Here is an 18,985-nt window from a genome sequence, read left to right as displayed (position 1 = left end):
CGCCCGCGACTACGATCACCGGCCCGACAACGCCGCCTCCCGCGTCTACTGGGCCTCCACAGCCGGCATGCTCCGCCGCCTGACCGCCCCCAGCCCCGCCTGGCGCGACGACGTCGAGCTGGCTGCGTGAACGTCACCGAACTCCTGCGGCTGTTGCAGGCCGAACACGACGAGACCGCCGCACGCGCCGACTACCTGCGCGAACAGATCGAGCGACTCACCGGCGCCCTGGCCGAGGTCGAGGCCCGCCTCGCCGAGATCGTCACCACCGGCAAGGTCATCGACGGCCTCACCCTTCCCGACCATGAACCGGCCCCTGCGGAGACCGCCACCGTCTACCAGCAGATCGTGACCGCCTTCAACGAGCACCCCGGGCAGGTCTTCCGGGTCCGCGACCTGCACGAACTCCTCGGACTGCCCGCCGACGAGCCCTCGATCAACCTCACCCGCTCCCGCCTGGGACGACTCGTTCGTCAGGGACTCCTCGACCAACCCGGACGCGGGCGCTACCAGAAACGGACTTAACGTCCTCTCACCTCCGCAGCCCAGCAGCTGGACCGTGTAAGGGGAGAGCTGCGGGCGGCCACGGCCACGGCCGAGCTGCCGGCCGGTTGGCCACCGTTCGACACGATCGACTGGACCTGGTGTGTCGGCACACCACAACAACTCGGTCTTCGCCCTCTCCCGGCGCCGGACATGCACGCCACCTCTCTCCGCTACGTACAGAACCTGGGAACCCCGCCTGACCTCGACGCATTGGTGACAGCCCTGACGAGACCCGACCTCCCCACCGAGGGATTGCACTACAACGTGGTGAAGAGATCGTTTCCCGTGGGTCGGTGCCAGGTACACATGGATGCGCTCCAGGTGTCCGCAGTCGGTTGGCACCCACGGTTCCGGTAGGACGGCACTGCTGCCCCGTCGCTTCATGAGCCGAGGCCCCTTTCCGCAGCACGCGGAGAAGCGTATGGAACGTTCACGTGGCTTCGCGTCGGCAGGGCACCCCACTCGACTACCCACCCAGGGCGCGAGCAGCACACGTGGATAATCGCAACCAGCATCAGAAACCGGAAATAGGCTGGGTATTCGGCGTGACGTACGACATAGCAGCTCCGGAGCCGGCGGGCATGGTCGCCTCGCTCAGCTCGCTCGGGTATTCCCTGCCTGCCGCCATCGCGGATCTCGTGGACAACAGCATCTCCGCTGGGGCCTCCACCATCGACGTCGAGTTCACCTGGGCCGGGCAGGACTCATGGATCACCGTTGCCGACGACGGTGCCGGAATGACCGCCGACGAGCTCGTGACTGCCATGACCGTGGCTGCGCGAGGTCCTGCAACGCCCCGAAGCGCTACGGACCTGGGGCGCTTCGGCGTCGGCCTCAAGTCGGCCTCGTTCTCACAGGCCCGGCAGCTCACCGTCGCCACCGCGACCTCAGGCGAGTGGCACGTGCGGACGTGGGACCTGGACGTCGTCGAGGAGTCGGGCGAGTGGCGGCTACTACGGGGCGCGGATGAGACGACTACTGAGCTCCTCGACAGGATTCGGGGTAAGGCGGACCATGGCACTGTCGTGTTGTGGCGGCGCCTCAACGGCTACCACGTCGACTCGGTGACGGTGGAAGACGAGCGGACCCAGAAGCAGTTCTACGCGGAGGCCGCCCGCACGGAGTCCCATCTGGGCATGGTCTTCGCCAGGTTCCTCGCCGGAACCCGACGCCGCAACCTGCGTGTGTCCGGCAGCCCCGTCGAGCCCTGGGACCCGTTCCTGTCGCGCCACCCGTCCGTGCAACCGCTTCCGGTCGAGCGTCTGCCGTTGGGGGCGGGTTCGGTACGGGTGGAGGCGTTCATCCTCCCCAGTGCCCAGAGGCTCACCCCGGAGGAGTACGAGAAGGCCGGCGGCCCGCGTGGCTGGCTCGACCAGCAGGGGTTCTACGTGTACCGCCGGGACCGTCTGATCCTGGCCAGTGACTGGCTCGGACAGCGCGGGTTGCGCCGCGAGGAGAAGTACAACCTGGCGCGCATAGCCGTGGACATCCCCGCCGAGACGGATGTCGAATGGGGGGTCGACGTCCGGAAGTCCAGCGTCGTCCCGCCCGTCGCACTGCGTTCTCATCTACGGCGCATCGCCCTGCAGGCCAGGAGAAGGGCCGCCGACGTACTTCGCCACCGCGGGCAGATCGCTGCGCGTACGCACGGGGATCCGCTCGTGTATGCATGGAACGTCCGTCGTGTCGACGACCAGGTCTCCTGCAGGATCAACCGAGGCCACCCTCTGGTGAAGGCAGCTCTGCGCGCTGGTGGTGCCAGCTCGGAAGACGTGCGTGCCCTGATCCGTCTGCTCGAGGAGACGGTACCGGTCACCGCCCTCCGCGTGATGCACGAGACGGACACCAGCGACGACCCTGAGCCCTTCGGGGGCCCCGGGCCCGCCGACGCCGAAGCCACGGAGGTCGCCCAACGGATCTACGAGGCTCTGGTCTCAGACGGCCGCTCGCCTGCGGCCGCTCGCGAACGCCTTCGGACGATGCCGCCCTTCGACCAGATGCAGGGTTTCTGGAACGGGTGAGCCGTTGTCAGTGCCCGCCCCTAGCCTGCCCCATGCCGTTCCCGCCCAGCCGGAGGTCTGCTGTGAGTTCCACCCCCAAGGAGTCTCTCGAGTCCCTTGCCAAGGCCCGTCGCCTGGTTCTCGCACTACTGTCGCAGGACCGTCAGCCGACGCCGGAGGAAGTGCAGAACGCGGTCACCGTCATCTTCGGGATGCTGGCCGGCCAGGGCGAGGTTCTCGACCGTGAGCAGCTGGCCAAGGAGATCGAGGTCCTGACGGCGGTCTTCCAGGAGGGCTCCTCCGGGCTGGAGAGCGACAGCGGGCACGAACCCTGGCTGCCGGAGGCCAAGAACGACCGAGCCTGGGACTTCTGGGAACGCTACCGCCGGTACCTGGAGGACGTCAGCGGCTATCCTCCCCTTGTCGTGCGGCGGCTGGACCAGAGCACGGACGAGGTCCTGAGCCAGCTAGAGGACCCGCGCCGTGTCGGCTCATGGCGCCGGACGGGCCTCGTGATTGGACAGGTCCAGTCAGGTAAGACCGGCCAGTACATCGGGCTCGCTGCGAAAGCCGTGGACGCGGGGTACCAGTTCGTGGTGATCCTGGCCGGCATCCACAACGACCTCCGCAGCCAGACCCAGCTGCGTGTCGACGAGGGGCTCCTGGGGTTCGACACCCAGCACCAGCAGCGGTCCAACCAGAACGGGAAGTCCCGCCTCATGGGTGCCGGCCGGATGCCAGGCGCCAAGAAGCTCGACATCGCCTCCCCCACCAACAGTTCGGAGAAGGGCGACTTCGGTCGACAGGCGGCCAACGCCGTCAACTTCCCGCTCGGTCGTTTCCCGGTGGTTCTCGTCGTCAAGAAGCACTGGAAGATCCTCGAATACCTGCGGACGTGGGTGACCGAGGTCCAGGGCACGGAAGACGAGACCGGGAACAAGGTCGTACGCGACATCCCGCTGTTCGTCATCGACGACGAGGCGGACAACGCCTCCATCAACACCGAGCGCGATCCCGACGCGGATCCGACCAGGACAAACGGTGCGATCCGTGAGCTCATGAAGAGCTTCGAGAAGTCGGCGTACGTCGGGTACACCGCCACTCCGTTCGCCAACATCTACATCGATCCCGACGTCGACCACGCTGAACTCGGCGCCGACCTCTTTCCCGACAGCTTCATCCGCACCCTGCCGTCTCCGACCAACTACCTCGGGCCGGAGCGGGTGTTCGGGCTCCAGGTCGACAACGACGACGAGGAGGACGTCCCCCCGCTTCCTCTCGTGCGCCCTGTGGACGACGCCGAGAGCTGGATCCCGAGCAAGCACAAGTCCTCCTTCGTCCCCTCCGACGACCTTCCACAGTCCCTCCGCGAGGCGATCGCCTCGTTCGTCCTCGCCAGCGCTGCGCGACGGGTACGAGGGCAGACGAAGAAGCACAACTCCATGCTGGTGCACGTCACCCGCTTCACAGCCGTCCAAGGGATCGTCCGCGACCAGGTGGACGACTACCTGCGGCTCCTCGTGGACTCCCTCCGCGATCGGTACGGGCAGGCACAGCAGCGCATGGCAGAGCTCCGGGCCCTGTGGGAACGGGACTTCGTCCCCACCACGGACCACTTCCCCTCGGACGAAGCCCAACGCGTCACCTGGGAGGACGTGTCGAGCCAGGTCATGCCCGCGCTGCGGAAGATCGTGGTCAAGACGGTCAACGGCGCCTCCCGCGACGCACTCGACTACTACGAACACCGCAGGACCGGTCTCTCGGTCATCGCGATCGGGGGCCAGAAGCTCTCCCGGGGTCTCACCCTGGAGGGGCTGACGGTCAGCTACTACCTGCGCACGTCCAGCACGTACGACACCCTGCTTCAGATGGGACGTTGGTTCGGATACCGACCGGGGCACGAGGACCTCTGTCGCCTATACACCACTCCTGACCTGCAGGCGAAGTACATTGAGGTGACTGCTGCCACCGACGAACTGCGTCGCGAGATCGAAGAGATGGCGGCGTTGGATCTCAGTCCAAGGTACTTCGGGCTGAAGGTCCGCGCTTCCTCACTCGGCCTCGCCGTCACGGCCGCCAACAAGATGCGCCAAGGCACGAGGGTCATGCTCAGCTACTCCGGTGAGGGGCCGGAGACAGTGATCTTCAACCTCTCCGACGGGGTACCCGAACACAACCTCAAGGTACTCGGGGATTTCGCCCGTAGACTTGATGGCCTCGCCACCGCCCAGCAGAAGGCGGCGGGCGCCAACGTGACATGGAAGCAGGTACCCTCCGACGCCATCGTGGACTTCCTCACGCGTTACGAGACCGACCGCATGGCCCAGAGGGTTCGCCCTCGCTTCATCGCGAAGTACATCGAGCAGTGCATGGCCGTAGGTGAGCTCCCGCAGTGGACGGTGGTCCTGGTCGGCAAGCAGGCAGCCGAAGCCCCGCAGGACGTCGCCGGCTACAGCCTGGGACCTGTGGAACGCGCGGCACTCAACGACGTCGACAGCGACGGTCGGTACACGATCCGACGGCTGCTCAGCCCTCCCGATGAGTACCGCTTCGACCTCGATCCCGACCAGGTGAAAGCGGCTCTGGAAGCCACACGGAGGGCGGCGGCCCTCAAGAAGCGGGAGAAGGTGCCTCAGTCGCCTTCGGGAGAGCACGTCCGTTGGCAGCGCAGAGCCGACCAGGCACTGCTGCTCGTCTACTTGGTCGAGCGGCCGGCCACCAACGACCGTCAGGCCCAGCCGCCGCTGGTGGGCTTCAAGGTGAGCTTCCCGCTCTCCGAGCACCAGTCCGACACCGAGTACGTGGTCAACACCATCTGGCAGAAGGAGGGCCTTGACGCCCTCGACGACGAGGAGGACGGGGAGTGACCGTCACCGAGTCCGATTGGCGTGACCTGGAGGCACCCCAGGGGGCCCCGGGCCGGTCCCGTATCCGCCTGCATCCAGATGCCCCCTTGGACGTCTTCCTCTCCGTCTCCCACCCGGCACAGCAGCGCATGCTCGTCCTCAGGGCCGACGCTCGCTCTGCCGACCACATCGTGCGCTCCGTACGCCAGCTGCCCCGTGCTGCCGGGCTGGAGATGAACGTGAGTGCCGTGTCGCGTGTTGAGTACGAGCTCCAAGTGGTCCTCATCGCCGACGAACTGCGGGAGGTGTTCAACCCGCTCGTCACCGACGTGGCTGACACCGTCCGAGAGGCCCCTGGGGCCGCAGCAGCCCTGACAGCAGCCGTGGAGAGGTTCGAGCGGTGGCAGGACCTCCTGCGTGCCGTCGGCAGAGACGGTCTCGGCCCTGAGGCCCGTCGCGGACTCGTCGGCGAGCTCCTCGTGCTGCGCGACCACATCCTGCCCCTCGTCGGGCCAACCGAGGCGGTCGACGCCTGGGTGGGGCCGAGTGGTGCCAACCAGGACTTCCAGTTGTCCGGAGTCGCCGTCGAGACGAAGACCAGCACCGCCAAGCGCCCCCGCAGCATCCGGATCGCCAGCGAACGCCAGCTGGACGACACCGGAACGCCCGCGCTCCTGTTGGCGTTGGCGATGCTCGACGAACGGCGGGGCGGATCAGGCGAGAGCCTGAACCGCTTGGTGGACCGCATACGCGAGCAGCTCACGGGCCCTGCCGTGCGCGCTGCCTTCGACAGTCGCATGGTGCAGGCCGGCTACCTCCCCGGCCAGCGAGACCTGTACGAGGAGCCTCGTTACACCGTCCGCGACCTGCGCTTCTGGCACGTAGGGGAGAATTTCCCGAGAATCGTCGAGGCAGATCTTCCAGAGGGTGTCGGTGAGTGCTCGTACCACGTGAACACCTCGGGACTTGACCACCACCGCGCCACGGCCGACGAGGTGACCGCACTGATCGGGGGGCCCCATGCCTGAGCTTGACCTGTCCCAGTACGCCCACGACGTCGTCGCGGACGTCCAGGCCGCCGCCGACGCCGAGGGGACCACCACCCCGGAGACGTTCACGCGACGCGTGTTCGAGGATCTGGAGCAGGCCGGCATCGTTTCCAACACGTTCACCGCCTACCACTCGGCCCACGGTCATCTCGTACACGGATACGGCATCGGGGACTCCGGGGAGTGCCTCGACCTCTTCGTGACCGACTTCGACTTGGACCCGCTGGAGTCCAAACTCACGAAGGGACAGACCGAGACCGCGTTCAAGCGCCTCCTCACGTTCGTCCGCCGGTGTAGGGACGGGCTGCGTCAGCACATCGACGAGTCCTTCGACGTCTACGACATGTGCGCGGCAGTGGAGAAGGCGCTCACCGAGGTTCGGAGGATCCGGCTCTTCCTCCTCAGCAACCGCGTCGGCACGAGCACCGCCGTCCCGCCCACCGACTTCGACGGACTCCCCGTAACCCACGAGGTATGGGACCTGGCACGACTGCACCGCCACGCGACGTCCGGCAGCATCAGCGAGCCCATCGTGGTCTCGTTCGATCCTCCGCTGCCCTGTGTCTCGGCGCCCAGCAGCGAGCCGGACCACTCGGTGACCATGGCCGTGATCCCAGGCCAGAGACTGGCCGAACTGTACGGGGAGTACGGGACCAGGCTTCTCGAGTTGAATGTCCGGTCCTTCCTGCAGGCCCGCGGATCGGTCAACAGGGGTATCAGGGAGACCCTGCTGCACTCGCCCGGCAGGTTCCTGGCGTACAACAACGGCATCACGGCGACCGCGTCCCAGGTCGACTTCGTGCGCGGACCGGACGGCACGCCGTCAGGCATCTCACGGGTACACGGCCTCCAAGTGGTGAACGGCGGTCAGACCACGGCTTCGCTGCATTACGCCTCGAGCCGGGACAAGGCGGACCTGTCTCACGTGACCGTCCAGATGAAGTTGACAGAGGTCTCCCCTGAGCGACTCTCGGAGATCGTCCCGATGATCTCCGAGTACTCCAATACGCAGAACCGCGTGACGCTCGTCGACTTCAGCTCGAACCACGAGTACCACGTGGCCGTCCAGCGGATCACCCGATCGTTGTGGGCGCCGGCGACGGACGGCAGCGGCCAGGAGACACACTGGTTCTACGAGAGGGCGCGCGGCCAGTACACCGACGAGGTGGCCAAGGCCCGGACACCGGCGAAGCAGCGCACCTTCAAGAAGCTCAACCCGCCGAATCGGAAGTTCACCAAGGCGGACCTCGCGAAGTACGTCAACTCCTGGAGTCTCCTCCCGTTCAGCGTCAGCCGTGGAGCGCAGAAGAACTTCGCCGCGTTCATGGACCGCATCGGCGAGGCACCCCCTCGGGTCGACATCCAGTACTGCCAGCGTGTGATAGCCATGGCCATCCTCTTCAAGGCAGTCGACCGCATCGCGGCGAACCACGAGGCGGGCAGCTACAAGAGCATGATCACGGCTTACACCATGGCTCGTCTGTCGCTCGCCACCGAACAGCGCATCGATCTCGACAGAATCTGGCGTGAACAGCGGATCTCGCCGACCATCGAGGCCGCGATCGACGACCTGTGCCCCCGGGTCATGAGGGTCGTGACCAAGCCGCGTGAGGGCAACCACGTGGGCGAGTGGGCCAAGAAGCCCGTCTGCTGGGACGCCGTCTCCCGCGTGCCCTGGTCCGTGCCTCGCGACTTGGCGGCCGAGCTCCGCGATCACCCGCTGGACGACGAGGCTCTCGCAGGCGGTACGGAAGGCGCCCGGGGGGCGAGCGACGAGGCGATGTCGGTGCCAGCAGACGAGTGGTACGCCATCGAGCGATGGGCGAAGGAGACACACAACCTGGATCCCTCGCAGCGCCAGCTCGCGCAGTACGTCGGCAGGCGACTCGAACTCGACCAGGAGGTCCCCGAGCCACAGGCGGTGCAGGCACTGCACGCGCGCAACGAGGCGCTGTCCCTCGGCTTCGTCCCCGGTCCGTAGGCCCGGATCCCTATCGGCCCTCAGAGCTCCCCGCGCTCGAGCAGATCCCTCATGGCGTCCTCGGCGCGGCGGAGCACGATCCGCCCGTCTCCGTCACTGAGGGCCGGGAGGTCCGAGCCGGGTGCGATGCCCGCCTCCGCGAGCAGACCCATGGGGAGCTCGACCCGACCATGGTTGTCGACACAGAGTTCTGCAGGTTCACGAAGCATGGGGCGAGTGTGGCACCCTCACACTCATAGGTCGACGACGGGCGGGGGCTGAGGTACGGCAGCACGTGAGGACGCCAGGAGCACGGAGTGGGTCAGCACTGAGCTCAGCGGCCATCTGCGCGGTCGGCGCGCCCGCGATACGAAACCGGAGGTGGCCCTCCGGCGTGCCGTTCACCGGCTTGGCCTCCGGTTCCGTCCCAGCGCAAGGTGGCTGTCCGTTGCACGGCGGACTTCGTCCTGCCAGGTACAACGTGGCGGTGTTCGTCGACGGGTGCTTCTGGCACGGCTGTCCTGCTGCACGGCCCGAAGACGTTCCGCGGCCCGAACGCCTCCTATGGGAAGCGAAGATCGAGACCAACAAGGAGCGCGACCGCCGGAACACCGCAGCAGCGGAGGCCTCCGGCTGGACCGTCGTCCGTGTCTGGGAGTGCGAGATTCGGGCGGACGTCGAGCGTGCTGCGCTCAGCGTCGCCCGGCGGTGCGACCAGGCTCGCGAGCCTGCGTCGGCATCGTCTCCCGTCCGTGGGTCCCAGTCAACGCGTCCGTGAACAGGTCGTCCGAGACGCTCTCCCTGGCGACGCAGTATTTGCTCAAGGGGCACGCGTGGCAAAGCGGCTCCTTGGCCCGGCAGAAGCTGCTTCCGATGAGCCGAAGCGCTGCCATACGCAGAGGCGCGTCCTCGCCGGCTCCGACGAGCTTCACCAGGTCCACTCGACCGTCGCTGAGCCTGTTCGTGCGGTCGGAGTCGCTGCCGTGCAGACGGGCGGCAACGCGCAGCGCTCCCTGCCCCACCAGCAGGAGGTCCTCACCGACCAACAACCGGTAGAGCGTCGCCTCGGCGGGCTTCAGCTTCAGATGCTCGAGGACCTTCTCCTCGTCGCTCCAGAGGCTCGACTTGCCGATGACCGCGGCGAGCCGGGCAACCCGTGCCTTCGCGGCCTCGGTGGGTGCCGCCGCCGCGAGTGCCTCGAGTGCGGCCTTGCTCAGGGACGTCCGCCCTCGCACGACCTCGACCATCGCCGCCAGCTGGGTGGGCTGCATCCTGGTTCCGGACAGTATTGCCACCACGGCGGCTTGCAGCCCGGACATGTGCTCGCCCGGAAGCTGGTACCAGTTTTCCGACTCGCGCTGCCCCTCAGCCCAGGCGGTCAGGTCCCTTCGCACCGTACGCCATTGCGGCTGAAGTCCGCCTTCGGTCTGTTGCTCGTCGCCTACTGGCAGCAAGGCCTCGGCCGCAGCCTCACCAAGTAGGGGCGGCACCGCGTTACCGATCTGGCGGAAGGCGTCACTACGCGTGCCGGCGAAGCGGAACCTGTCCGGGAAGGTCTGCACCCGCGCCGCCTCCCGCACGGTGAGGGTGCGCGGCTGGTCCTTGTCCGGGTGGATGTACCAGTAGCCGTCTTTGGCGATGTGGGCCGTGATCGACCTGCTGAGGTCCGCCCAGTCGAGCTTCTTGTACTTGTCCGTGAAGTGGTCGGCCTTGTAGCGCTGCAGTTCCGGGGAGATCTCCGAGTACAGGGTCTTGGAATCCATACTCGAGAAGATCTCCGCGTCGTCCTTCCGGACCCGTCGGGTCATGTGGTCCCAAACCCGATCCTTGCGCGCCCACTTGCGCATGTCCTGCGCGAACTTCGAGAGCTCGGACGGCTCGTCGTACGGCAGTTCACGCTGTCCGACACGCTCGGTGGGCACGACGGGCAGCACCGGCAGGTCGCCGATGGCGTCCCGCAGCGTGGTCCGCTGATCGTGCTCCAGCTCCTGACGCCACTCGAAGCGCTCCACGTCGTTCCTGGCCAGCAGGATCAGTCGCTTCCTATGCTGCGGAACGCCATACTTCCACGCATCGACGAGACGCACCTGCGTCGCGTAGCCCATGTCCTCCAGCTGCTCCTCGATGGTGCGCACCACGAAGAAGTCGTCACCGAGGCCCATGTCCGGCACGTTCTCCATGAGGACCGCACGCGGCCGGAGGCGCTTCACCACGTCGAGGTAGGCACTCCACAGTTCCTTGCGGCGATCGTGGGGATCGCGGCCGTGATGCTCCACGAGGCTGCGGATCTTGCTCCGGCCAGCCCTGCTGAACGGCTGACAAGGAGGGCCGCCAGCCACCAGATCGATCTTGGCCGGTGCCAGCATGTCCACGAGCCTGTCCCGCTCATCGGGGTTGCCCAGGTCCATGTGAAGACTCATGCCCGGGAAGTTCGCGGCGTGTGTCTGGAGAGCCCGCTCGTCGAAGTCGACCGCGGCTGCGACCGCCCACCCGGCTCGCTCCAGCCCGAGGCTCAGTCCGCCCGCCCCGGAGAAGAGGTCGACGGCCAGACGCTTGCCAGCACCGAAGCCACCGAGCCACTTGCCGAAGTTCTCGGGCTTGCAGCTGTTCCTGTGACGCTTGAGCTCCAGGTAGTCGCTCCGCTCCAGAGGCACCTCATAGTGCTGCCTGCGCACAGCGCCAACCTCCATCGGACGAGAAGAACGAGCACCAGGAGATCACACATCCTCTGGCGAGATCAAGAATCCGGCGTCTGCCTCGGAGAACAAGATCGATCGGGACGCCTTCGGCGCCCCGAGAATATTACGTGCAGCCCACTCCTGTGACCGAAAGCAGCCCCCTGGCGGCTCCAGAGAAGGTCAATCATGAGGATAGACACTGACAAGATCACCAAGTGAATGTGAGCCCCGACACCCGAAAGACGGGCGTCGCTCATGGGAGGAGCACCAAGACGGATGCCGTGTCCAAGAGCCGAGGCGGATCTCCTTGGTTCGCGTGTTGACGCCCTCGGTACAGCTGTTGTGGTACGGAGTGGTGAGTCCGGCGTCGACGGCGACCGGTCAAGTTCCAGGCCGTTCGTGAAGGAGTGCAGGTGGGGCCGGTCAACGGAGCGAACTGGCGTGATCCAATCGGTGAGCTCGGCGTCGTTGCCTCGGCCGGCGTCAGCAGTTGGGCGAACTCTCCTGTTAGGCGGTCGAGTTCAGTCATCTCGGGGCAGGTTTCGGTGAGTTCCCCCGCGCGACCCTGGGTTATGCAGCAGACCAGGAGGTTCGCGCTGCCGGTGTAGCCCAGTTCCTTGATCTCGCGCAGGAGGTGGGAGACGGGCACCGCGGGGTCCTCGGTCCGACGCCGGCGCAGGTGGTCACGGTAGGAGCCGACGAGGCACCGCAGACGTGGCGGCCAGCCACGGAGTGGCGAGCCGCCTGCCGACCTGGTCAGTGCCAGCCCCCTGCTGCTGATGATGTTCGACAGCGAGCTCGACGGTGCCGTGCTCGCAGTCGAGGTTGATAACTGGGCGTTTTATCCGTGATTCCGAGGCTCATGTTCCGCGCCAGGTCGGGGTGGACTCTCCGGTGAGTCGGCGGGCCATGAGGTTGATCACCGCGACGTGGACCATGGCTTCGGAGCGGGCCGGGAGGGCTTCGTAGTCGCGGGCGGGGCGGCGGTGGTTCATGAGCCAGCCGAAGCTGCGCTCGACGACCCAGCGACGGGGCTGGACGACGAATCCCCTGGTCGCGGGGTCGCGGCGGACGATCTCGACGTCGATGCCCAAGGCTGCGCCGTGTTCGACGACGGCGTTCTTGTAGCCCATGTCGGCCCAGGCCTTGCTGATACCGGGGTGGTGGGTGGCGACCGTGGTCAGGAGCTGCTTGCCGGCGGTGCCGTCCTGCACGCTCGCGGCGGTGACCAGCACGACCAGGAGCAGGCCGATCGTGTCGGTGACGATGTTTCGCTTCCTGCCCGCGATCTTCTTCCCGACGTCGATGCCCTGCGTGGCGGCGGGGACATTTGTGGAGGTCTTCACGCTCTGGGAGTCGATGATGCAGGCCGTGGGTTCCGGATCGCGGCCTTCTGCGGCGCGGACCAGGCGCCGGAGAAGACCGTTGAGCTGCTCGAAGACTCCCTCCTTCTGCCAGCGGGCGAAGTAGGCGTAGACGGTTTCCCAGGGCGGGTAGTCGTGCGGGAGGTAGCGCCAGGGGATGCCGGTGCGGTCGACGTAGAGGATCGCGTCCAGCAGGTCGCGCAGTTCGTGCTCGGGCGGCCGGCCGAACGCGAGGGCCCGTTCGGTTCGGGCTCGGCGCCAGGCGGTCAGGGTGGGCTCGACGAGGGCCCAGCGGGCGTCGGACAGGTCGCTCGGATACGGTCGACGATCCGTCATAACGACGGCATACTGCGGAATCTCGCCTGCGGCCAGAGGCCGCGGGATCCAGGGGACAATCGTGCTCCAGCCCGGCTTCCTGGGATGAGACAGGACGCAGTGCGCAGTTCCGGCGGACATACGTATGCAGGCAGCACTCCCAGCGCATCAGCCTCTGGAGTACCCGCAGAAGAGCCGGCCAGACAGCCCGGAAATCAGGATCGACCGCCGCCTTCATGGACGAAACGCCCCGTAATAGCCGCGCTCGGCAAGGATGTTGCCGACCATCGCGGGGAACGGCGCATCGATGGCGACGGTCCTGCGCACGGTCAGTTCGTGCTGACGTCGGCCGCGGTGCTCGGCGAACCGCCGCAGGTACATCTGCGGCACCGTGTGGTCCCGGGTTCTCCCGGCTTCGCGCGCCGCCTTCTTTCCCGACGAGGCTCTACCCAATTGCCCTCCCGGCTGTGCCCGGCCGGCGCCGCGGTCCCCGGCTGGTCCCTGGCAAGATCGCCCGAAGCATGGCAAGGGCAGGTGGCGACATCAAGAGGCGAGCAGCAGAAAAGGCCGCTGATCTGGGATTTCTCCCGATCAACGGCCTTCCGACATCTCTGTCGGGACGACAGGATTTGAACCTGCGACCCCTTGACCCCCAGTCAAGTGCGCTACCAAGCTGCGCCACGTCCCGTGGTCGTCTGCCGCGTTGCCCGGGTGGGCTTCTTGGCTTTCTGACCTTGTCCCCGGTGTCCCGGCGACGTGGAAAACAATACAGCACGTCGGGGGGTGCTCGCTGCCAGGTTTCGGGGGGTGCGGCGGGGGCGGGTCAGGGGGTGGGGTGGCGGGCGTCGTAGCGGAGGAAGGCGGGGCGGCGGGCGGCAAGGAGGAGGACGGCGGCGATGCAGGCGAGGCCGCCGGTGAGGATGGAGAGGGTGGGGGTGGTGAGGGTGGCGACGGTTCCGGATTCGAAGTCGCCGAGGCGGGGGCCGCCGGCGACCACGACGATGAAGATGCCCTGGAGGCGGCCGCGCATCTCGTCGGGCGCGGCGACCTGCATCATCGTGTTGCGGAAGATCATCGAGACGGTGTCGGCGCAGCCGGCCGCGGCGAGCAGGAGCAGTCCGAGCGGCAGGTTGTGGACGAGTCCGAACGCGGCGATGGCGAGGCCCCATGCGGCGACGGAGGCGAGGACGGCGACGCCGTGCCGGTGGATGCGGCCGATCCAGCCGGAGAAGAGTCCGCCGGCCAGGGCGCCGATCGCGGGGGCGGCGACCAGGAGGCCGACGGTGCCCGGTCCGCCGCCGTAGAAGGCGACGGCGATGGCGGGGAAGAGCGCACGCGGGAGGCCGAAGATCATCGCGGCGAGGTCGGCGAGGAAGGACGTCCGCAGGTTGGGCTGGTCGCGCAGGAAGCGCAGGCCGTCGAGGACAGTGGCGCGCTTGCCGCTGACGGTCTGTGGGCGCATCGCGGGCAGTCGCCACATCGCGTAGAGGGTGGCGGTGAAGGCGACGGTGTCGACCAGGTACGCGGCCTGGGCGCCGTACGCGGCGATGGCGATGCCGCCGAGCATCGGGCCGACGGTCTGACCGAGGTTCATGCCGATGGTGTTGAGGGCGTTGGCGGAGGTCAGCTGCTCGCGCGGGACGAGTCGCGGGATCATCGAGGACCGGGCGGGCGAGCTGACGGCGAAGAAGCCTCCCTGGAGCGCGACGGCCGCGTAGAGCAGGACGACGACGTCGAGGTGCAGCAGCGCCTGGACGGCGAGCAGGGCGGAGACGGCGGCGAGTCCGCCGGAGCCGATAAGCCCGAGGCGGCGGCGGTCGACCCGGTCGGCGATGGCGCCTCCGTACAGGCCGAAGACGATGAGCGGGAACAGGGAGCAGAGTCCGACCAGGCCGGTGGCGAAGGTGGAGCCGGTGAGGTCGTAGACCTGGACGGAGACGGCGACGGCGGTCATCTGCTGACCGATCGCGGACACGGACTGTCCGAACCAGAGCCGCCGGTAGTCGGGGCTGTCGCGCAGCGGCGTGAGGTCGGCGAACGCGCCGCGGGTCAGCCTGCGCAGCCGGGACGCGGCGGGAGCGGTGGGCGGTATCGGCGGGCGGGAGGGCGAGTCGGTGGGCACCCCGCCATCGTCGGTCAGCTCTCCGGCCGACCTTCGACCGGGGCCCCGCACCGCCACCTGCGGCCGCCCCTCGGCCGAGGCCCCGCACCGCAACCGCCGCCACCACCACCGCCCGACACCTCATCCACCGCCCGACACCTTGTCAGGCCCCGTCGGCACTCCCGGAGGACGTCGCGCTCGGCAGCAGCAGCGTCCGCGTCAGCAGCTCCGCGAGGTCGTCGTCGAGCGGGTCGCGGGTGCCGAGCAGGCGGTACCAGAGGGCGCCGAAGGCGAGGTCGACGGCGGTGGCGGTAGTGAGCTGGGGGGCGAGCAGGCCGGCGGTGCGGGCGCGGTCGACGAGGGTGCCGAGGGCTTCGCGGCGCGGGTGCAGCAGGGTCTCGCGGAAGCGGTCGCCGAACGCGGGGTCGATCTGCGCCTCGGCCATGAGGGCGCGGAGCGCGTCGGTGGTGGGCGGGGTGGCGGCGGCGAAGGTGGCGGCGAGGAAGGTGCGCAGGTCGGCGGCGTGGTCGCCGGTGTCGGGCAGCGCGATGTGCTGCCGGGCGTGGGCGGTGACGGCTTCGAGCAGGACGTCCGCCTTGCCGGGCCACCAGCGGTAGACGGTCTGCTTGCCGGTGCCGGCGCGAGCGGCGATGCCTTCGACGGTGAGGCGTGCGTAGCCGACCTCACCGAGCAGTTCGGTCGCGGCGGTGAGGATCGCCAGCCGACTCTCCTCGCTGCGACGTCGACCCGGACGTACGGGAGTTGATGTTCCGTCAGATGCTCCGGCAGATGTTCTGCCGGCGGCGGATTCTGCTTGCTCGATCACGGGCAGCACGCTACCTTAATTCGAGACGAGACGTCGCGGTTCGAAATAACCGGACCCCCGCCCACTCGCCGGAGCACGCGGCGACGGGGGCGGCTTCACCCGGATCACGAGGACCGGCACCCAGATCGGCGCAACGACCGGTCCGGGGGCCGGCCCGAGGACCGGCCCGGGAACCGACACAGGAACTGGCACAGGGGAGATGGCACGCATGAGTGAGCGCACTGCACTGGTGGTCGGCGGCACCTCGGGCATCGGGCTGGCCACGGCGCGCCGGCTGCACGCTCAGGGGGCGGCGGTGCACGTGGTGGGCCGCAGCAAGGAGCGCCTGGAGGCGCTCGCGGTGAGCGACCCAGAGCTGGTCGGGCACCGCGCGGACGGTGGGGACCGCGAGCAGATCGCCGAAGTCCTGCGCACCGTCGGGACCTTGGACTGGCTGGTGGTCGCGCTCAGCGGCGCCGAGGGGGCGGGCCCGTTCGCCGAACTCGACCTGGTCGCGCTGCGCGGCGCGTTCGAGGCCAAGTTCTGGGGGCAGTTGACGACGGTCCAGGCCGCGCTGCCGCACCTGACCGAGGACGGGTCGATCACCCTGGTCACGGCCATCTCCGCGCGGACGGCCCTGCCGGGCACCGCGGGTCTGGCGGCCGTCAACGGCGCACTGGAGTCGATGATCCGGCCGCTCGCGGTCGAGCTCGCCCCGCGCCGGGTCAACGCGGTCTCCCCCGGCCTGGTCGCCACCCCGTGGTGGGACGGCCTGCCGCAAGAGGCCCGCGAGGCCTACTTCGCCCATGCCGCAGCCCAGTTGCCGGTCCGGCGGATCGCGGATGCGGAGGACGTCGCGGAGACGGTGGCGCTGGCCGCCACCAACCGCAACCTCACCGGCACCGTGCTGGAGTCGGACGGCGGCCTCCACCTGATCACGCTGAACTGACCGCTCCCCCACCGCAGTCCGGCCCGCAGGCTTGCAACTTGCCTGCGGGCCGCCCGCGTTGAGCGGCTATCGCGCCGCCACCGCCGTGGTCTGCGCGAAGGCCAGCACGTGGCCGCTCATCGTGAACGCGGTGACGGCGGGCGGCGTTTCGGCCGGCAGGGCCAGGCTCGCCGTGTCGAGCGCGTAGACGGTGATCCGGTAGCGGTGCGGGCGGTCACCGGCCGGCGGGCAGGGGCCCAGGTAGCCGCGAAGCCCGGCGTCGTCCGTGCCGGAGACCGCGCCGGGCGGCGGGGTGTCGCCGAGGGCGGTGGCCGTGGCCGGCAGGTCCCAGCTCAGCCAGTGCCAGAAACCGGAGCCGGTCGGGGCGTCCGGGTCGAACATGGTGACGACGAAGCTGCGGGTGCCTGCGGGGGCGCCGCGCCACTCCAGGCGCAGCGGGCGGTTGCCGCCGTCGCAGCCGAACGCGTTCGCCCAATTCGTTTGCGGGAATCTCCCGTTCACCAGGTCGGGACTGGTGACGGTGAAGCGCTTCGCATCGACGGGAATGCCCGAGCGCACCGAGGTCCGGCCGAAGTCCCGGACGGGTGAACGGACTTGGGCACTCGAGTCGGCGGCGCCGAGCAGGGGCAGGGCGGTGGCGGAGGCCAGCAGCAGTGCGGTGGTGCGGGGCAGGCGTGACAACGGAGTCTCTCCTCGGATCGGTGTCGTCGGCTTCGTCCCGCCAACCCTCGTCCCCGCCACGGCACTTGGGGAGCCACGCCGCATGGTGGCATCCGGCGTACCAGGATCGGCGCTGGACTCCCCGGCGCGCCCGCGACCATCATCGACACCATGACCGGCACGCCCCACCGCACACCCCGTCCCGCGCCCCACCGCACGCCCCAACAGGCCGAGCTGGCAGCCTTCCTGCGCGCCAAGCGCACTCGCTTGCAGCCGGAGGACGTCGGTCTCCCCCGCGGTCCGCGGCGGCGCACGCCGGGCTGCGCCGCCAGGAGGTCGCCCAGCTGGCCGCCGTGTCCGTCGAGTGGTACGTCCGACTGGAGCAGGGTCGGGTCGGCACCCCGGGCGCGGCCGTCCTGAACGCGCTCGCGGAGGCGCTGCGCCTGACCGCGGACGAGGGTCGGCACCTGCACCTGCTGGCCCGGCCCGAGAGCCGGCGCGAAGACCCCTGCGATGCTCCCGGCAGATCGGAGAGCGGCAGCCCGGTCCGTGCCTCGCTGCTCCAACTCCTCGACGGAATACCGCTGTTCCCGGCGTACCTGACCGACCACCGGCTCGACGTGCTGGCCCACAATCCGGCCGCGCAAGCCCTGTTCGGGCCCGGCTTCGGCACGGGCCGGGCCGACAACACGGCGCGCATGCTGTTCCTCGACCCGGCGTCCCGCGCCGGCCAGCTCGACTGGCAGCGGGTCGCCCGCGAGACCGTCGGCCATCTCCGGGCCGGGCACGCCCGTCACCCGGGCGATCCGCGACTGGCTGCCCTGGTCGCCGAACTGCGCGGCAACAGCGCCGAGTTCGACACCTGGTGGAGCGACCACACCGTCCTCGAACGGAGCGCCGGCAGCAAGCGCGTCCGTCACCCGGAAGCGGGCGAACTCCGGCTCCACTACGACATCCTGTCCACCGGGCCCGCCTCCGACCACCTGCTGTTCACCGTCACCCCGGCCGACCGGGCCACCGAGCACGCCCTCCGCCGCCTGGTCGCCGCCCACACCTCCCGCACCGCGGGCACCGCCGTCCACCCGATCACCGCCGCGTGAGCCGCCCTGCCGCCGGCGCTGCGGCCGTTGTCCGAAGGCCGGCGGATACTGGCGGTATGTCGCCCACCGCGTCCTCGCCGTCCGTCGCCGCCCGGATGAGCCGGCAGTCGTCCCGGGACACCGCCCAGGAACTCGCGGTCCGACGGCTGCTGTACGCCGCGGGCCTGCGCTACCGGGTCAACGCGCGCGTCCCCGGCATGCCGCGGCGCACGGTCGACATCCTGTTCCTCGGCCCGCGCGTCGCGGTCTTCCTCGACGGCTGCTTCTGGCACGGCTGCCCCGAGCACGCCACCAGCCCCAAGGCCAACGCCGAGTGGTGGCGCACCAAGCTCGACCGCAACATCTCCCGCGACCGCGAGACCACCGACCACCTCACCGCCGAGGGCTGGACCGTCCTCCGCTTCTGGGAGCACCAGCCGCCCGAGGAGATCGCCCGCACCGTCCACGACCTGGTCCGCGCCCGCCGCACCCGCGCGTCCCGTCCATGACGCGTGACGCCAACGAGGCTGCCCCGCCCGCGAGTTGCGGGCGGGGCAGCTGTCGTGCGGTTACGGCCGACGCGGGCCGGGGCGTAGCCGGCCGGGCGGGTGGTGAAGGTGCCGCGGCCCTGGG

The 18,985-nt window shown here is 68.9% G+C and carries 15 protein-coding genes, 1 tRNA gene and 1 pseudogene; 8 read left to right on the top strand and 9 right to left on the bottom strand.

Annotation, left to right across the window (positions count from 1 at the left end; translation table 11 throughout):
• The first annotated feature begins 126 nt into the window (after nucleotides 1-126).
• From KCH_RS27350 to KCH_RS27330, 5 genes are all read left to right on the top strand, one after another.
• On the top strand, nucleotides 127-525 hold the full coding sequence (locus tag KCH_RS27350; RefSeq protein ID WP_035862840.1) for a type IV toxin-antitoxin system AbiEi family antitoxin domain-containing protein: 399 nt from the start codon (nucleotides 127-129) through the stop codon (nucleotides 523-525).
• A gap of 566 nt (nucleotides 526-1,091) precedes the next feature.
• Nucleotides 1,092-2,567: an ATP-binding protein gene (locus KCH_RS27345; protein WP_035867363.1), complete on the top strand. Its 1,476-nt coding sequence runs from the start codon at nucleotides 1,092-1,094 to the stop codon at nucleotides 2,565-2,567.
• Between the two features lie 62 nt (nucleotides 2,568-2,629).
• Nucleotides 2,630-5,413, top strand: coding sequence for a Z1 domain-containing protein (locus tag KCH_RS27340; protein WP_035867361.1), 2,784 nt, complete (start codon nucleotides 2,630-2,632; stop codon nucleotides 5,411-5,413).
• Complete coding sequence (locus KCH_RS27335; protein WP_035867359.1) at nucleotides 5,410-6,420, top strand: PD-(D/E)XK motif protein; 1,011 nt, start codon at nucleotides 5,410-5,412, stop codon at nucleotides 6,418-6,420. Before KCH_RS27340 ends, KCH_RS27335 begins: the two co-directional genes overlap by 4 nt.
• Nucleotides 6,413-8,422 carry an AIPR family protein gene (locus KCH_RS27330; protein WP_035867357.1) on the top strand — a complete coding sequence of 670 codons (2,010 nt, stop codon included), beginning with the start codon at nucleotides 6,413-6,415 and terminating at the stop codon, nucleotides 8,420-8,422. The genes KCH_RS27335 and KCH_RS27330 overlap by 8 nt, the downstream gene beginning before the upstream one ends.
• Nucleotides 8,423-8,442: 20 nt before the next feature.
• On the opposite strand, the gene KCH_RS27325 is transcribed toward KCH_RS27330, so the two are convergent.
• The 8 genes and pseudogenes from KCH_RS27325 to KCH_RS27300 all read right to left on the bottom strand — a co-directional run bounded on the left by KCH_RS27325 (nucleotide 8,443) and on the right by KCH_RS27300 (nucleotide 15,685).
• A complete protein-coding gene (locus KCH_RS27325; RefSeq protein WP_035867355.1) occupies nucleotides 8,443-8,631 on the bottom strand; it encodes an AbrB/MazE/SpoVT family DNA-binding domain-containing protein in 189 nt (62 codons plus the stop codon).
• A gap of 462 nt (nucleotides 8,632-9,093) precedes the next feature.
• Complete coding sequence (gene dcm / locus KCH_RS27320; protein ID WP_035874032.1) at nucleotides 9,094-11,076, bottom strand: DNA (cytosine-5-)-methyltransferase; 1,983 nt, start codon at nucleotides 11,074-11,076, stop codon at nucleotides 9,094-9,096.
• A 303-nt stretch (nucleotides 11,077-11,379) separates the two neighbouring features.
• A pseudogene (locus tag KCH_RS45010) lies at nucleotides 11,380-11,797 on the bottom strand (ISL3 family transposase); the annotation flags it as partial.
• Nucleotides 11,798-11,939: 142 nt separating this feature from the next.
• On the bottom strand, nucleotides 11,940-12,779 hold the full coding sequence (locus tag KCH_RS27315) for an IS5 family transposase (RefSeq protein WP_035874029.1): 840 nt from the start codon (nucleotides 12,777-12,779) through the stop codon (nucleotides 11,940-11,942).
• Between the two features lie 213 nt (nucleotides 12,780-12,992).
• Nucleotides 12,993-13,148 (bottom strand): hypothetical protein, encoded by a 156-nt coding sequence (locus KCH_RS41665; protein ID WP_208865986.1) that lies wholly within the window; start codon nucleotides 13,146-13,148, stop codon nucleotides 12,993-12,995.
• A 224-nt stretch (nucleotides 13,149-13,372) separates the two neighbouring features.
• A tRNA-Pro gene (locus KCH_RS27310) sits at nucleotides 13,373-13,446 on the bottom strand.
• 135 nt (nucleotides 13,447-13,581) lie between these two features.
• Complete coding sequence (locus KCH_RS27305; RefSeq protein ID WP_084223949.1) at nucleotides 13,582-14,880, bottom strand: MFS transporter; 1,299 nt, start codon at nucleotides 14,878-14,880, stop codon at nucleotides 13,582-13,584.
• Between the two features lie 142 nt (nucleotides 14,881-15,022).
• A complete protein-coding gene (locus KCH_RS27300; protein ID WP_244305453.1) occupies nucleotides 15,023-15,685 on the bottom strand; it encodes a TetR/AcrR family transcriptional regulator in 663 nt (220 codons plus the stop codon).
• Between the two features lie 208 nt (nucleotides 15,686-15,893).
• On the opposite strand from KCH_RS27300, the gene KCH_RS27295 reads away from it, so the two are divergent.
• Nucleotides 15,894-16,613 (top strand): SDR family oxidoreductase, encoded by a 720-nt coding sequence (locus KCH_RS27295; protein ID WP_035867353.1) that lies wholly within the window; start codon nucleotides 15,894-15,896, stop codon nucleotides 16,611-16,613.
• A gap of 66 nt (nucleotides 16,614-16,679) precedes the next feature.
• Here the strand turns inward: KCH_RS27295 and KCH_RS27290 are convergent, their stop codons facing one another.
• Entirely contained in the window at nucleotides 16,680-17,294 is a 615-nt protein-coding gene (locus tag KCH_RS27290) for a YbhB/YbcL family Raf kinase inhibitor-like protein (RefSeq protein WP_244305452.1), read from the bottom strand.
• 332 nt (nucleotides 17,295-17,626) lie between these two features.
• Between KCH_RS27290 and KCH_RS27285 the strand changes: the two genes are divergently transcribed.
• Together KCH_RS27285 and KCH_RS27280 are read left to right on the top strand one after the other, a co-directional pair.
• Nucleotides 17,627-18,373, top strand: a complete 747-nt coding sequence (locus KCH_RS27285; protein WP_208865985.1) for a helix-turn-helix transcriptional regulator — start codon at nucleotides 17,627-17,629, stop codon at nucleotides 18,371-18,373.
• A gap of 56 nt (nucleotides 18,374-18,429) precedes the next feature.
• The gene (locus KCH_RS27280; RefSeq protein ID WP_035867350.1) at nucleotides 18,430-18,861 is read left to right on the top strand and encodes a very short patch repair endonuclease; all 432 of its coding nucleotides are present in this window, start codon (nucleotides 18,430-18,432) and stop codon (nucleotides 18,859-18,861) included.
• Nucleotides 18,862-18,985: the final 124 nt, after the last annotated feature.

It is taken from the genome of Kitasatospora cheerisanensis KCTC 2395, assembly GCF_000696185.1.
In the GTDB taxonomy this organism is placed as follows: Bacteria; Actinomycetota; Actinomycetes; order Streptomycetales; family Streptomycetaceae; genus Kitasatospora; species Kitasatospora cheerisanensis.
Note: the sequence above shows the minus strand (reverse complement) of the source record. Positions and strands in the feature narration are given on the sequence as shown.